This window comes from Salipiger sp., assembly GCF_059781815.1.
On sequence record NZ_JBYNAH010000161.1, the window covers coordinates 1 to 12,427 of the forward strand.

Consider the following 12,427-nt stretch of genomic DNA (forward strand, 5'->3'; position numbering starts at 1 on the left):
GATACGGCACATGGTGCCCTCCATGACCTTGGTCTGGTCGGTGTGGAAGATCGACGAATGCGGATCGTGGTTGAAGTCGATCGAGACATTCTTCTTGTCGGTATAGCCCAGAACGCCCTTGAGCGGGCCATCGGCCGCGGCGCGGATGGCGTCGTTGATCTCTTCCACGGTGGTGGCCTTCTTGGCCTCGAAGGTCAGGTCGACGACCGAGACGTTCGGGGTCGGCACGCGGATCGCGACGCCGTCAAGCTTGCCGTTCAGCTCCGGCAGCACCAGACCCACCGCCTTGGCGGCACCGGTCGAGGTTGGGATCATCGACAGCGCCGCGGCGCGGGCGCGATAGAGATCCTTGTGCATGGTGTCCAGCGTCGGCTGGTCGCCCGTGTAGGAGTGGATCGTGGTCATGAAGCCCTTTTCGATGCCGATGGCATCGTTGAGCACCTTGGCCACCGGCGACAGGCAGTTGGTGGTGCACGACGCGTTCGACACCACGATGTCGTCCTTGGTCAGCACGCTGTCATTGACGCCGTAGACGATGGTCTTGTCGGCGCCCGAGGCCGGGGCCGAGACCAGCACCCGCTTGGAGCCGTTCTCGAGGTGCAGCGCGGCCTTGTCGCGGGCGGTGAAGATGCCGGTGCATTCCATCACAACGTCGACATCGCCCCAGGGCAGGTCGCCGGGGTTGCGCTCGGCGCTGACCTTGATCGGGCCGCGGCCGACGTCGATGGTGTCGCCGGAGACGGTCACTTCCTGCGGGAAGCGGCCATGAACACTGTCGAACTGCAGCAGGTGGGCATTGGTCTCGACCGGGCCGAGGTCGTTGATCGCGATCACCTCGATGTCGGTGCGGCCCGACTCGATGATGGCGCGCAGCACGTTACGGCCAATGCGCCCGAAGCCGTTGATTGCGACTTTGACGGTCATGGGTATCTCCTTGCTATCGAAATACTGAAGGTTGGGCGCAGGTCATCAGGTTGCCGCCGCTAAGTCAACCTGCCCCGGGGGCCGCAGGCGCGATTAGCGCCAGAAGGCCATCCAATCCAGCAATGCAAAGAACTTACGTCCCAGAAACACCAAATGCTCCGAGCCATAGAGCAGGGTGTCGGCGGCCAGCGCGAGGAGGATCAGCAGGCCGATCCATATGGCGATCCGGTTGGTCATGACGCCGGTGATGCCAGAGCGCGCGCGGGCTGTCACGCCCGATCTGACGCGGCCCCGGCGGGCGTGTTCATCAGCTCTTCGATGAACAGGCTGAGAAAGGCGCCGCGCCCGTTGACGCCGGCCTTGCGGTAGATCCCGTTGAGATGCGACTTCACCGTGCCCTCGGCAGAGCCGCGCAGCGCGGCGATCTCGGCAATCGACAGGCCCTTGAGGGTGAACATCGCCACGTCCTCCTCCGATGGCGTCAGCCCCCAGCTGCGGAACTGCGCCGCGACGATGTCGTGAAAGGCTCCGGCCGCGAGCGAGAGCTGGCGCTCGAGATGGGCCTTGCGGCGCAGCAGCGCCAGCAGCCAGCGCATCTCGACGGCGATGGCCACGAGCAGGCTCAGCGCCGCGAAGGACTCGATGGCAGACTCGCCGTCGACGATCGGCGGCCAGCCGATCTCGATCCAGTCGAGCGCCATGTCTCCCACGAAGAACGCCGTGCAGAGGCTCTGCACGGCGATCAGGACGATCAGCGGGGTCGATCGTGGGGTGTCCGGAACCAGAGTGTCGCTCATGGTTCGATCTTTGCACCCTCCGGAATGGTTTTGATACCCGTAACCATCGCTTGCGGCAGATTGACCCCGGTGCGCAGGCTCTCGAACAGCACCGCGCCCACATGCAGGGCCACCGAGATCTCGGCCCATGTGACCAGCGCCTCGTGGGTCTCCTCGACCCAGTCGATGCCCCAGAAGGCGTTGGTGGTCATCATGACGCCTGTGGCGATGATGGCGGCGAGGGTGAGCAACAGGTTGAAGATCATCAGCGCGCCGAGCGGCGTGTGCATCAGGTGGACCCGGCGCCGCCCGGTGGCCACGTCGGTGAGCTGGCCGCGGATGCGGTCGCGGCTCGGCAGAAAGCTGGTGAAGCGCGCCGAATGCGGCCCGACAAAGCCCCAGATCAGCCGGATGACCAGCAGCGCCGCGATGGCGTAGCCGACGGTCTCGTGCAGCTTGCTCTCCGGATCGGTGAAAAGCGCGTTGGTGACGAAGAAGCCCGCGAGGCTCCAGTGGAACAGCCGCAGCAGCGGGTCCCAGATGTAATGGCGTGTCATGGTGATGCTCCCGGAAAGGGGGCGCGGCCCTGGGAAACGACCGGGGGGACAGACGACGGGCCGCGCCGGAGGACGGCTCAGTCTTCGGTCTTGCTGCGCACGACGTTCAGGTCGGCATCGAGATAGAGCTCGAACCGCGCTCCGTCCTTGAGGGCATAGACCTCGATCATACCGTCTTCGTTGTCGATCTTGCGAACCTCAAAGCCTTCGGCGGTGAGCTTCTCGCGGATCTGGCTCTGGGTGGCGGCGTCGACATCGGGCGAGGCAAAGGCGGGACCGACGAGGGCGAGGCTGGTCAGGGCGGCGGCGATGGTCTTGATCATGGGGGCTCCTGTCTGGGATGCGCGGGGCCGGGGGATCCGGCGCCTCGGAGACAGGAGGTGGCAGCGGGTGCCGGCCCGGACCATGCACCGGGGGGTGCAGATCCGGGCGCTTGCAACTTTGGTTCAGGCCTTGCTTTTCAGGGCGGCCCAGAGCCACAGCGCCATGAAGGCGAGGCTGGCGATGGTGTTCCAGCTGGCCATCGACAGGCCGAAGAGATCCCAGATCACCTCGTCGCAGCGCTGGATCTCGGCGGTCATGATCTGGTTCAGCAGGTCGTCCGTGCTCATCCCGGTGACCGAGCCCGAGGCGGTGCAGGTGGTCGGGCCCTCCCACCAGGCGCGCTCGACGCCGGTGTGGTAGAAGCCGACCGCGGCGGTGGCCAGCGCCGAGAGCGCGCCGAGGATCGGCAGAACCGGCCCCCGGGTCGCCAGCGCGCCGAGGCCGATCACCACCGCGGCGAGATGCGGCCAGCGCTGGTAGATGCACAGCTTGCAGGGCGGCAGATCGCCCAGGTACTGGAAGCCGAGCGCCCCGAGCAGAAGCGCGGCGGAGCCGCCGGCGGCGAGCAGGATGAGAAGGGTGCGGGTCGGTGTCATAGGTATCTCACGATATAGAAGCCACCCACGAGGAGCAGCACGAAGAGCGTGAAGACGATCCCGAGGCGGCGCTCGATGAAGTGCCGGATCGGCTGGCCGAAGCCCCAGAGCAGCCCGGCCACCACGAAGAAGCGCAGCGCGCGCGCCACGATGGCCGTGACGATGAAGGTTCCGAGCGGCATCGCCGTCCAGCCCGACATAATGGTGATGACCTTGAACGGAAAGGGCGTCACGCCGGCAATCAGCACGGCCCAGAACCCGACCCCGTTGAAACGCGCGTTGAAGGCCTCCATCTGGTCGGCCTTGCCCATCGCCTCGAGGATCGGGCGGCCAAGGCTTTCGAAGAAGAAATGCCCAATGCCATAGCCTGCGAGCCCGCCCAGCACCGAGGCGCAGGTCGCCACCAGTGCGATCAGCCACGCCTTGCGCGGCGCGGCGAGCACCATCGGGATCATCAGCACATCGGGCGGGATCGGGAAGACCGAGGCCTCGATGAACGAGACGAGGGCAAGCGCCCAGAGCGCTCTGGGATGGTCGGCCAGCGACATGGTCCAGTCGTAAAGGCGGCGCAGCATGGGTGATCTCCGTTTGTCCTCGACCGAGGAACCATGACCGCGCGCGCCACGCAACAGACGAAAACGTGTTGTCCGCTGGATCGCGTCCTGCGGGTGACACAGCGCTGGTCTTGCGGGCAGAAACCGGTCTCAGCCGCGCCGTCGCCTGCGCCGGCCACCGCCCTCCGCACCCGCGTTGAAGCTGACCTCGGGCAGGTTGACGTGGCGCGCCAGCTCCGGGAATGGGTCGGAGGCGTGCGGGATCGCGTTGGCGGCGACGAAATGCTCCTGAAAGCGCGGCTCGATGGCGGTCTCGACCTTGGTGATGGCGCGGACCTCGCGCTCGATCTGGCGCCGCGCGGCAAGGCTGCAAAGCGCGATGCGTGCGCCGGTGCCGGCGGCGTTGCCGGCCGAGCTCACCTTGTCGAGCGGCACGTCGGGGATCATCCCCAGCACCATGGCGTGCAGCGCCGAGATATGCGCCCCGAAGGCGCCCGCGAGCACCACCCGGTCGACCCGTTCGACGCCGCGCGCATCCATCAGCAGCCGTGCGCCGGCATAGAGCGCCGACTTGGCAAGCTGGATGGCGCGGATGTCGCCCTGCGTGACGGTGACCAGCGGCCCGCCCTCGGCGCGACCGTCATGCAGCACGTAGGCGTGGGTGCGGCCCTCGGGGATGCAACGCGCGCTGCCGGTCTGCTCGGCGGAGCCGATGAGGCCGCCCGGGTCCAGAAGCCCGGCGATGCGCATCTCGGCCACCGCCTCGATGATGCCCGAGCCGCAGATCCCGGTGATGCCGCTCGCCGCCGTGGCCTCGGCAAAGCCCGGCGCGTCGGACCAGAGCTCGCAGCCGATGACCCGGAAGCGCGGCTCCTTGGTGGCGGGATCGATCCGCACCGCCTCGATGGCGCCGGGGGCGGCGCGCTGGCCCGAGCTGATCTGCGCGCCCTCGAAGGCGGGGCCGGTGGGCGAGGAACAGGCCAGCACGCCGCCGCGATCGCCAAGCAGGATCTCGGCATTGGTGCCGACATCGACCACCAGCACCAGATCCTCCGACAGCCCCGGCTGCTCGGAGAGCGCAACCGCCGCGGCGTCGGCTCCGACGTGGCCCGCGATGCAGGGCAGCAGGTAGATCTGCGCGCAGGCGGGCAAGGAGGTGAGACCGAGCTCATGGGCGCTGAGGTCGAGGGCCGAGGAGGTCGCCAGCGCGAAGGGCGCCTGGCCAAGCTCCACCGGGTCGATGCCCAGCAGCAGGTGGTGCATCACCGGGTTGCAGACAAACGTCGCCTCGAGGATCAGCGCCGGGTCGATCTCTGCCTCATAGGCGATCTCGCTGATCAGGGTCGAGAGCGCCTCGCGCACGGCGCGGGTCATTTCGACGGCGCCGCCGGGGTTCATCATGGCGTAGGAGACCCGGCTCATCAGGTCCTCGCCAAAGCGGATCTGCGGGTTCATGATCCCCGCCGACGCCACCACGGCCCCGGTGTCGAGATCGGTGAGATGCGCCGCGATCGTGGTCGAGCCGAGATCGATGGCAAGGCCGAAGATGCCGCCCTCGTGCAGTCCAGGCCAGATCGCCACCAGCTCGGGCACCGCGTCCTCGGCGCGCCGGTGCAGCGCCACGGTGGCGGTCCAGTCGCCCTTGCGCAGCGCCGGCTGGAGCTGCGCGAGCAGCGGCAGCCCGGAGCGGATCTCGGCGACGCCCCATTGCGCCTGCAGCGCCCGCGCGAGCCGCTCGAGATCGCCGGTCGGCTCGTGCATGTCGGGGGCCGCGACCTCGACGTATTGCAGCCGCGTCGCCGGATCCATCTCGATGGCCCGTGCGGCAGCTTCCTTGCGCACCACCTGCCGGTGCACCTGGCTGGAGGCGGGCACGTCGATCACCACGTCGCTCAGGATCTGCGCCTGGCAGCCGAGGCGCCGCCCCTCCGCCAGCCCGCGTTTCTCGTGGTAGCGCGCCTCGACCTTGTTCCAATCCGACAGCGCCCCGGGCTCCGAGCGGATGCCATGCTTCGGAAAATCCCCGAAGGCCGGCGCCACCTGGCATTTCGAGCAGATGCCGCGGCCGCCGCAGACCGAGTCGAGATCGACCCCGAGCCGGCGTGCGGCCGTCAGAACCGGCGTGCCCGCCGGCACGCGGCCGCGCTTGCCCGAGGGGGTGAAGACGACGAGGGGGTCTTGGGTCATGGTCCGGCCTGCCTGTTGCGCCTCCTCAGCATAGCTTGGGCAGCGGCAGGCGATGGCCCGGATGCGACACCGCGCGGCAGCTGCGCGTCAGTCGCTGTCGAGCCAGCGCAGGATATCGGCGCGGTTTCCGTCGAGCTCGGGCGGCGCGGGGCGTGCCGGACGATCCTCCATGCCCGAGATCTTGATCGGGTTGCCGGCCGCCTTGAAGGTGGCGCGGCCATAGCGGTCGAGCACGTCGACGATCATGTTGCGGGCCAGTAGCTGGGGGTCCTTCATCACCTGCTCCATGGTCTGGATCGGCGCGCAGGGGATGCCGGCGGCGGTGAGCCGGGCCAGCCAGTGCGAGCGCGGGAATTCCAGCGTCACCGCCTCGATCAGGCGCTTCAGCAGCCGCGCATGGGTCAGCCGCGCGGCATTGTCGGCAAAGCGCGGATCGTCGGCCAGCGGCAGCTGCAGCGTCAGGCAGAGCTTCTCGAACTGCGCATCGGTGCCGGCGGCCAGCACAAAGGGCCCGTCCGAGGCCGCCACCGCCTCGCAGGGCGCGATCGAGGGGTGCCGCGTGGCGTTGGCCGGGTGGGCATCGTTCATCGCGGCCTGCGCCACCGCCTGATCCATCAGCGCCACCTGCGCGTCTAGCTGGCCCACATCGATGCGTCGCCCGTTGCCATCTGTCTGCCGGGCGTAGAGCGCCGCGAGGATGCCCTGCACGAGGAACATGCCCCCGGCCAGATCGCCCACCGAGCTGCCCGCCCGGCGCGGCTCGCCCGGCGTGCCGGTGAGCCCCATCAGCCCGCCGCGCGCCTGCACCACCGTGTCATAGGCGGGCCGCTTGGCGTCGGGGCCGGTCTGGCCGTAGCCGCTCACCGAGGCGTAGATCATCTGCGGATGGCGGGCGTGCAGGCTCTCCCAGTCAAGCCCGTGCCGCGCCATCACCCCGGGGCGGAAATTCTCCACCAGCACATCGGCGCGGGCGAGAATCCGGTCGAGCAGGGCGCGGTCGGCCTCGACGTCGAGATCCAGCGCGATCGAGCGCTTGCCGCGGTTCACGGCGGCGAAATAGGCGCTCTTGCCGTCCTTGAGCGGCGGCAGCCGCCGCGCGTCGTCGCCCTTGCCCGGGCGCTCGACCTTGATCACCGCGGCGCCGAGATCGGCGAGGATCATCGTGGCATAGGGCCCGGAGAGGATGCGGCTGAAATCGACGACGGTGACGCCGTTGAGGGGAAGGGGCATGGGCCTTTGGCTCTCATGTTGTTTTTCTGCTCACCCCCGAGCTTTCCGCAGCTTGGCGAGTCCCGCAAGCGGTTCCTCGCCGATGCGCTCAACTCTGCCCATTTCGCGTGCAGGTTGTTTCCTGCGTGCCGCAGTTTCCGGGCCATTGTTTGGCCCGGGGCGCCCGGCCTGCCTACGCGGCGGGCATCCGCTGGCCACGGGCATGGAATACGAAGCCCAGCAGGTTCATCAGGATCTGCGCCGCAAGGATCGAGGTCGAACCGGTGGGATCGTAATCAGGTGCTACCTCGACGAGGTCGATGCCGATGATCTCGTGCGCGTGGGCGACCTGCTGAAGGATCTCCAGCACCTCGTAATAGAGAAAGCCGCCATGGCTCGGCGTGCCGGTACCCGGGGCGATCGACGGGCAGAACCCGTCGATATCGATGGTGATATAGACCGGCACGCCCTCGGGGATGCGCTGCGCCACGCCGGCCGCGCCCAGCCCGCGCGCCTGCCGCACCGACAGGATGTCGGACCCCATGGCGCGGGCCGCGTCATAGCCTTCCTTGGCGGTGGAGCTGACATTGCGGATGCCGACCTGCGTGAGCCCGCTGACCCAGTCCTTCTCGGCGGCGCGGCGCATCGGGTTGCCATGGCCGCGGGTGACGCCATGGCGCTCGTCGACGAAATCGAGATGGGCGTCGATCTGCAGAATGTGGAAGGGGGCGTGGCCCTCGTAGGCCTCGATGCAGGGGATGTTGACCGAGTGGTCGCCACCGATCACCACCGGCAGCGCGCCGGCCTTCAGCGCCGCCTCCACCCCGGTACGGATGTTGCGGTGGCTGGCGATCGTGTCCGTATGCACGATGTCGGCATCGCCCATGTCGACGATGCGCACCTCCTCGCCCAGATAGGTGACATCGTCCTCGTGGTCATAGGCCCCGGCATGGCCGAAGGAGAACAGCGTCGAGGCCTCGCGCACGCCCCTCGGTCCGAACCTTGCGCCTGCGCGCCACTGGGTGCCGGCATCGAAGGGCGCGCCGAGGATCGCGGCGTCGGCGTCGATGGCGCTCCAGTCCGCGACATAGGGCTTCTTTGCAAAGGTGCAGATCCCGGTGAAGGGCAGGTTCAGCCGGCCGCTTTCGTATCCATGTGCCAAGGTCGTCTTCCTCTCGCTCGAACTCGTGGCCACCCTGCGCCAGCCCGGGCGCGGACGCAATCGCCCGGACGCTGCGCCCGGTGTCAGAGGCCGGACGCCTCCGGCGGGAGTATTTTTGACGAAGAGAAGCCAGGGGCGCAGCGCTCATGTCTTCTTTGGTTCAAAAATACCTCGGGGGTGAATTGGCCGCAGGCCAAGAGGGGGCAGCGCCCCCTCACGCTCACGCAACCGGCACGCGGCCGGGCAGGGGCAAGAGACAGGACGCGAGGAAGGGGGCTTTCGCCTCCCGCGCATCCGTGCAATAGGGACGTGCCAACCGATCCCCTCCCAAGGAGCCACCCCATGGAGATTCGCGAGGCGCTCACCTTCGACGACGTTCTTCTCGTTCCCGCGGCGTCCAGCGTGCTGCCCAGCACCGCCGACACCCGCACCCGCGTGACCAAATCCATCGCCCTCAACATCCCGCTCTTGAGCTCGGCCATGGACACCGTGACCGAGGCCCGCATGGCCATCACCATGGCCCAGGCCGGCGGCATCGGGGTGATCCACAAGAACCTAACCGTCGAGGAACAGTCCCAGCAGGTGCGCCGGGTCAAGCGCTTCGAGAGCGGCATCGTCTACAACCCGGTGACCCTGACCCCGGACCAGACGCTGGCCAATGCCAAGGCGCTCACCGAGCGCTACGGTTTTACCGGCTTCCCGGTGGTCGACGAGAAGAAGCACGTGGTCGGCATCGTGACCAACCGCGACATGCGCTTCGCCCAGAAGGACGACACCCCCGTCCGGGTCATGATGACCTCCGAGAACCTCGCCATCCTGCAGGAGCCCGCCGACCGCGACGAGGCGATCAGCCTGATGCGCGCGCGCCGCATCGAAAAGCTGCTGGTCACCGACGCCGCCGGCAAGCTCACCGGCCTGCTGACGCTGAAGGACACCGAGAAGGCCGTGGTCAACCCCTCGGCCAGCAAGGACCGGCTCGGCCGCCTGCTCTGCGCCGCCGCCAGCGGCGTCGGTGACAGCGGTTTCGAGCGCACCGAGGCGCTGGTCGATGCCGGCGTCGACATCGTGGTGATCGATACCGCCCACGGCCATTCGCAGGGCGTGCTCGAGGCCGTGGCCCGCGTCAAGCGGCTCTCCAACGAGCTGCAGGTGATCGCCGGCAACGTCGCCACCGCCGATGCCACCCGCGCGCTCATCGAGGCCGGGGCGGATGCGGTCAAGGTCGGCATCGGGCCGGGCTCGATCTGCACCACCCGCATGGTCGCCGGCGTCGGCGTGCCGCAGCTCACTGCGGTGATGGATTGCGCCAAGGCCGCCGGAGACGTGCCGGTGATCGCCGATGGCGGCATCAAGTTCTCCGGCGATTTCGCCAAGGCGATCGCCGCCGGCGCTTCCTGCGCCATGGTCGGCAGCATGATCGCCGGCACCGACGAGAGCCCCGGCGAGGTCATTCTCTACCAGGGGCGCTCGTTCAAGGCCTATCGCGGCATGGGCTCGCTCGGCGCCATGGCGCGCGGCTCCGCCGACCGCTACTTCCAGAAGGACGCCGCCTCCGACAAGCTGGTGCCCGAGGGCATCGAGGGCCAGGTGCCCTACAAGGGCGCGGCGGGCGCGGTGATCCACCAGCTGGTGGGCGGCCTGCGCGCGGCGATGGGCTATACCGGCAACGCCACCGTCGACGAGATGCGCAAGAACTGCAGCTTCGTGAAGATCACCAACGCGGGCCTGAGCGAGAGCCACGTGCACGACGTGCAGATCACCCGCGAAAGCCCGAACTACCGCGTCGGATGACGCCGGCGGCACGGGTTCAGGCCGCGGCGGAGATCCTAGACCGGATCGCGGCGGGCGTGCCGGCCGAGCAGGCCCTGCTCGGCTGGTCGCGGGCCTCGCGCTTCGCAGGCTCCAAGGACCGCGCCGCGGTGCGCGACCATGTCTTTGACGTGATGCGCCGCTGGCGCTCGACCGCCGCGACGGGCGGCGGCGAAAGCGGGCGGGCGCGGATGATCGGCCTGCTGCGCCAGCAGGGCAGCGATCCCGACGCACTCTTCACCGGCGAGGGCCATGCGCCCGCGCCGCTGCAAGACGACGAGCGCGGCGCCGGGCGGACCCCGGACGGCGCCGAAGCGCTGGATCTGCCCGACTGGCTCTGGCCGGCCTGGCAGGCGAGCCTTGGCGAGGAGGCTGCGCAAGCGGCCGAGGAGCTCCGCCACCGGGCACCGGTCTTTCTGCGCGTCAACAGCCTGCGTGGCACCGTGCCCGAGGCCGTCGCGGCGCTTGCCGCCGAGGGCATCGAGACCCGCGCGCATCCGCTCGCTGACACCGCGCTCGAGGTGATCGCGGGCGCCCGCAAGGTGGCGCGCTCGAAGGCCTTCACCTCGGGTCTGGTCGAGCTGCAGGACGCCGCCAGCCAGGCGGTGGTCGCAGCGCTGCCGCTCGCCGCGGGTCAGCGCGTGCTCGACTATTGCGCCGGCGGCGGCGGAAAGGCGCTGGCCATGGCCGCCCGCCTTGCCGGCCCGGTCGAGGCGCATGACGCCAACCCGGCCCGGATGTCCGATCTGCCGGCCCGCGCCGCCCGCGCGGGGGCAAGGATCCTCATCACGCCGAAGCCCCGCGGTCCCTACGATCTGGTGCTCTGCGACGTGCCCTGTTCCGGCAGTGGCTCCTGGCGCCGCGCGCCCGAGGGCAAATGGCGTCTGACGCCCGAGGGGCTCTCGGAGCTGACCGAAACCCAGTCCCGGATCCTCGAGACCGTCGCGCCGATGGTCGCTCCCGGCGGCACGCTGGCCTATGCCACCTGCTCCATGCTGTCGGTCGAGAACCGTGAGCGCGTGGCGGCGTTCCTCGCCACCCATCCAGGTTGGCAACTGGCGCAGGATCGCCAGTTCCTGCCCTCCGATGGCGGCGACGGATTCTACATTGCCTGCCTGACCGCCCCGGCCTGACCTCGCTCCGCGCTTGACCCGAGGGCACCGCTGACGGCACTCTCCACAACCGGGAGATGTCTCCGGGGCGTGGTTTACCTTTGGTTAATGCCCGGAGACTAAGACCGGTCGCGGTGCATCTCGTGGATGCCCGACCGGCGAGAGGGGGCCAGGTGAGCGACAGCATGGCGGCAGAGCGGCTTGGGCGACGCGGGGCGCGCGCGGTGTTGCGCAGCACCGCGCTGCTGGCGGCGCTGGCGCTGGCCAGCGGCCTGACCGCGATGCTGAGCGCCGAGCCGACGCTGCGCACCGGGATGCTCGCTGCCGCCGCGGCCTTCGCGACCACCGCAGCGCTTGCGCTGGTCAGCTACGGGTTCCGCCGGCGGCGCGATGCGCGCAGCTTTGCCGCGGTCTGCGCCTTTGCCGAGGGGGATCCGGCGCCGATCCTTGTCACCGATCCGGCGCTGTGCCTGATCTATGCCAACTCCACCGCCCGGCGCGAATTCGAAGCGCGGCCAGGCGATGCGCTGCCCGAGCTTCTGGCCGGGCAGGTGGCCGGGGCCGAGGGGGTCAGCCACCGGCTCTGGCTGCAGGCTCATGATCGCGGTCACGCGCGCGAGGAGGTGGCGGCGCGCGGCGGGCGGCGGGTGCTGGCGCTGCGGGTGCTCGATGCCGAGCGCTGGGTCTGGCGGCTCGATCGCTTGCCGGAGCGGCCCGAGCCCGATGCCGCGCCGGGGCCCGCGAGCGATCCGCCGGTGTTGACGCTCGGGCGCAGCGGCGCGGTGCTCTACATGAACGCCCGGGCGCGGCGGCTGCTCGGGCGCCGGGTCAAGCGGATCGACGACGCGCTCGAGGATCCGCCGCTGCGGCCCGGCGCGATCCAGCGCTTTGTCACGCCCGAGGGCGCTCAGAGCTTTGCGGTGCGGTGCGTCGATGCCGGCATCGGCCGCAAGGAGGTGGTGCTGCACCCTCTTGAGGATCCGGCCCTGCCCGAGGCCGCGGGGCCAGGCGGGTTCGACGACCTTCCGGTGCCCCTCCTGCGGCTCGATCCCGAGGGGCGGATCCTGCGCGCCAATGCCAGCGCCTGCCGGCTGCTCGACACCGAGCGTGCGGAGGGCCGCAACCTGTCGGAATTCATGGAGGGGCTCGGCCGCTCCGTCCATCTCTGGATCGGCGAGGCAGCGGCGGGACGGGGTCTGCACCGCTCGGAGTTCCTC

At 69.3% G+C, this 12,427-nt stretch carries 13 protein-coding genes; 3 read left to right on the forward strand and 10 right to left on the reverse strand.

Annotation, left to right across the window (positions count from 1 at the left end):
* From gap to speB, 10 genes are all read right to left on the reverse strand, one after another.
* On the reverse strand, positions 1-924 hold a 924-nt coding region (gap, locus tag AC6RA4_RS17230; protein WP_500162458.1), incomplete at its 3' end, for a type I glyceraldehyde-3-phosphate dehydrogenase.
* Between the two features lie 93 nt (positions 925-1,017).
* The gene (locus tag AC6RA4_RS17235; protein ID WP_500162460.1) at positions 1,018-1,161 is read right to left on the reverse strand and encodes a hypothetical protein; all 144 of its coding nucleotides are present in this window, start codon (positions 1,159-1,161) and stop codon (positions 1,018-1,020) included.
* A gap of 32 nt (positions 1,162-1,193) precedes the next feature.
* A complete protein-coding gene (locus tag AC6RA4_RS17240) occupies positions 1,194-1,721 on the reverse strand; it encodes a helix-turn-helix transcriptional regulator (protein WP_500162461.1) in 528 nt (175 codons plus the stop codon).
* Positions 1,718-2,257, reverse strand: a complete 540-nt coding sequence (locus AC6RA4_RS17245; protein ID WP_500162462.1) for a cytochrome b/b6 domain-containing protein — start codon at positions 2,255-2,257, stop codon at positions 1,718-1,720. The genes AC6RA4_RS17240 and AC6RA4_RS17245 overlap by 4 nt, the downstream gene beginning before the upstream one ends.
* 77 nt (positions 2,258-2,334) lie before the next feature.
* The gene (locus AC6RA4_RS17250; RefSeq protein WP_500162464.1) at positions 2,335-2,580 is read right to left on the reverse strand and encodes a PepSY domain-containing protein; all 246 of its coding nucleotides are present in this window, start codon (positions 2,578-2,580) and stop codon (positions 2,335-2,337) included.
* 123 nt (positions 2,581-2,703) lie between these two features.
* Positions 2,704-3,177 (reverse strand): disulfide bond formation protein B, encoded by a 474-nt coding sequence (locus tag AC6RA4_RS17255; protein ID WP_500162465.1) that lies wholly within the window; start codon positions 3,175-3,177, stop codon positions 2,704-2,706.
* A complete protein-coding gene (locus tag AC6RA4_RS17260) occupies positions 3,174-3,752 on the reverse strand; it encodes a YqaA family protein (protein ID WP_500162467.1) in 579 nt (192 codons plus the stop codon). The genes AC6RA4_RS17255 and AC6RA4_RS17260 overlap by 4 nt, the downstream gene beginning before the upstream one ends.
* 129 nt (positions 3,753-3,881) lie before the next feature.
* A complete protein-coding gene (locus tag AC6RA4_RS17265) occupies positions 3,882-5,918 on the reverse strand; it encodes an ASKHA domain-containing protein (protein ID WP_500162468.1) in 2,037 nt (678 codons plus the stop codon).
* Between the two features lie 87 nt (positions 5,919-6,005).
* The gene (locus AC6RA4_RS17270; protein WP_500162470.1) at positions 6,006-7,148 is read right to left on the reverse strand and encodes a CaiB/BaiF CoA transferase family protein; all 1,143 of its coding nucleotides are present in this window, start codon (positions 7,146-7,148) and stop codon (positions 6,006-6,008) included.
* Positions 7,149-7,320: 172 nt separating this feature from the next.
* On the reverse strand, positions 7,321-8,289 hold the full coding sequence (gene speB, locus AC6RA4_RS17275) for an agmatinase (protein ID WP_500162472.1): 969 nt from the start codon (positions 8,287-8,289) through the stop codon (positions 7,321-7,323).
* A 342-nt stretch (positions 8,290-8,631) separates the two neighbouring features.
* Between speB and guaB the strand changes: the two genes are divergently transcribed.
* The 3 genes from guaB to AC6RA4_RS17290 all read left to right on the forward strand — a co-directional run.
* Positions 8,632-10,080, forward strand: a complete 1,449-nt coding sequence (guaB, locus tag AC6RA4_RS17280; RefSeq protein WP_500162473.1) for an IMP dehydrogenase — start codon at positions 8,632-8,634, stop codon at positions 10,078-10,080.
* Positions 10,077-11,231, forward strand: a complete 1,155-nt coding sequence (locus AC6RA4_RS17285; RefSeq protein ID WP_500162475.1) for an RsmB/NOP family class I SAM-dependent RNA methyltransferase — start codon at positions 10,077-10,079, stop codon at positions 11,229-11,231. The genes guaB and AC6RA4_RS17285 overlap by 4 nt, the downstream gene beginning before the upstream one ends.
* 152 nt (positions 11,232-11,383) lie before the next feature.
* Positions 11,384-12,427, forward strand: a 1,044-nt coding sequence (locus tag AC6RA4_RS17290) for a PAS domain-containing protein (protein WP_500162477.1), incomplete at its 3' end; no start/stop codon positions are given.

What these genes read in the sequence shown, in the direction of transcription:
- guaB (WP_500162473.1), top strand. Translation starts at nt 8,632, where the DNA reads ATGGAGATTCGCGAGGCGCTCACCTTCGACGACGTTCTTCTCGTTCCC.
- AC6RA4_RS17260 (WP_500162467.1), bottom strand. Translation starts at nt 3,752, where the DNA reads ATGCTGCGCCGCCTTTACGACTGGACCATGTCGCTGGCCGACCATCCC.
- AC6RA4_RS17270 (WP_500162470.1), bottom strand. Translation starts at nt 7,148, where the DNA reads ATGCCCCTTCCCCTCAACGGCGTCACCGTCGTCGATTTCAGCCGCATC.
- AC6RA4_RS17265 (WP_500162468.1), bottom strand. Translation starts at nt 5,918, where the DNA reads ATGACCCAAGACCCCCTCGTCGTCTTCACCCCCTCGGGCAAGCGCGGC.
- AC6RA4_RS17235 (WP_500162460.1), bottom strand. Translation starts at nt 1,161, where the DNA reads ATGACCAACCGGATCGCCATATGGATCGGCCTGCTGATCCTCCTCGCG.
- AC6RA4_RS17285 (WP_500162475.1), top strand. Translation starts at nt 10,077, where the DNA reads ATGACGCCGGCGGCACGGGTTCAGGCCGCGGCGGAGATCCTAGACCGG.
- AC6RA4_RS17250 (WP_500162464.1), bottom strand. Translation starts at nt 2,580, where the DNA reads ATGATCAAGACCATCGCCGCCGCCCTGACCAGCCTCGCCCTCGTCGGT.
- AC6RA4_RS17245 (WP_500162462.1), bottom strand. Translation starts at nt 2,257, where the DNA reads ATGACACGCCATTACATCTGGGACCCGCTGCTGCGGCTGTTCCACTGG.
- AC6RA4_RS17255 (WP_500162465.1), bottom strand. Translation starts at nt 3,177, where the DNA reads ATGACACCGACCCGCACCCTTCTCATCCTGCTCGCCGCCGGCGGCTCC.
- AC6RA4_RS17240 (WP_500162461.1), bottom strand. Translation starts at nt 1,721, where the DNA reads ATGAGCGACACTCTGGTTCCGGACACCCCACGATCGACCCCGCTGATC.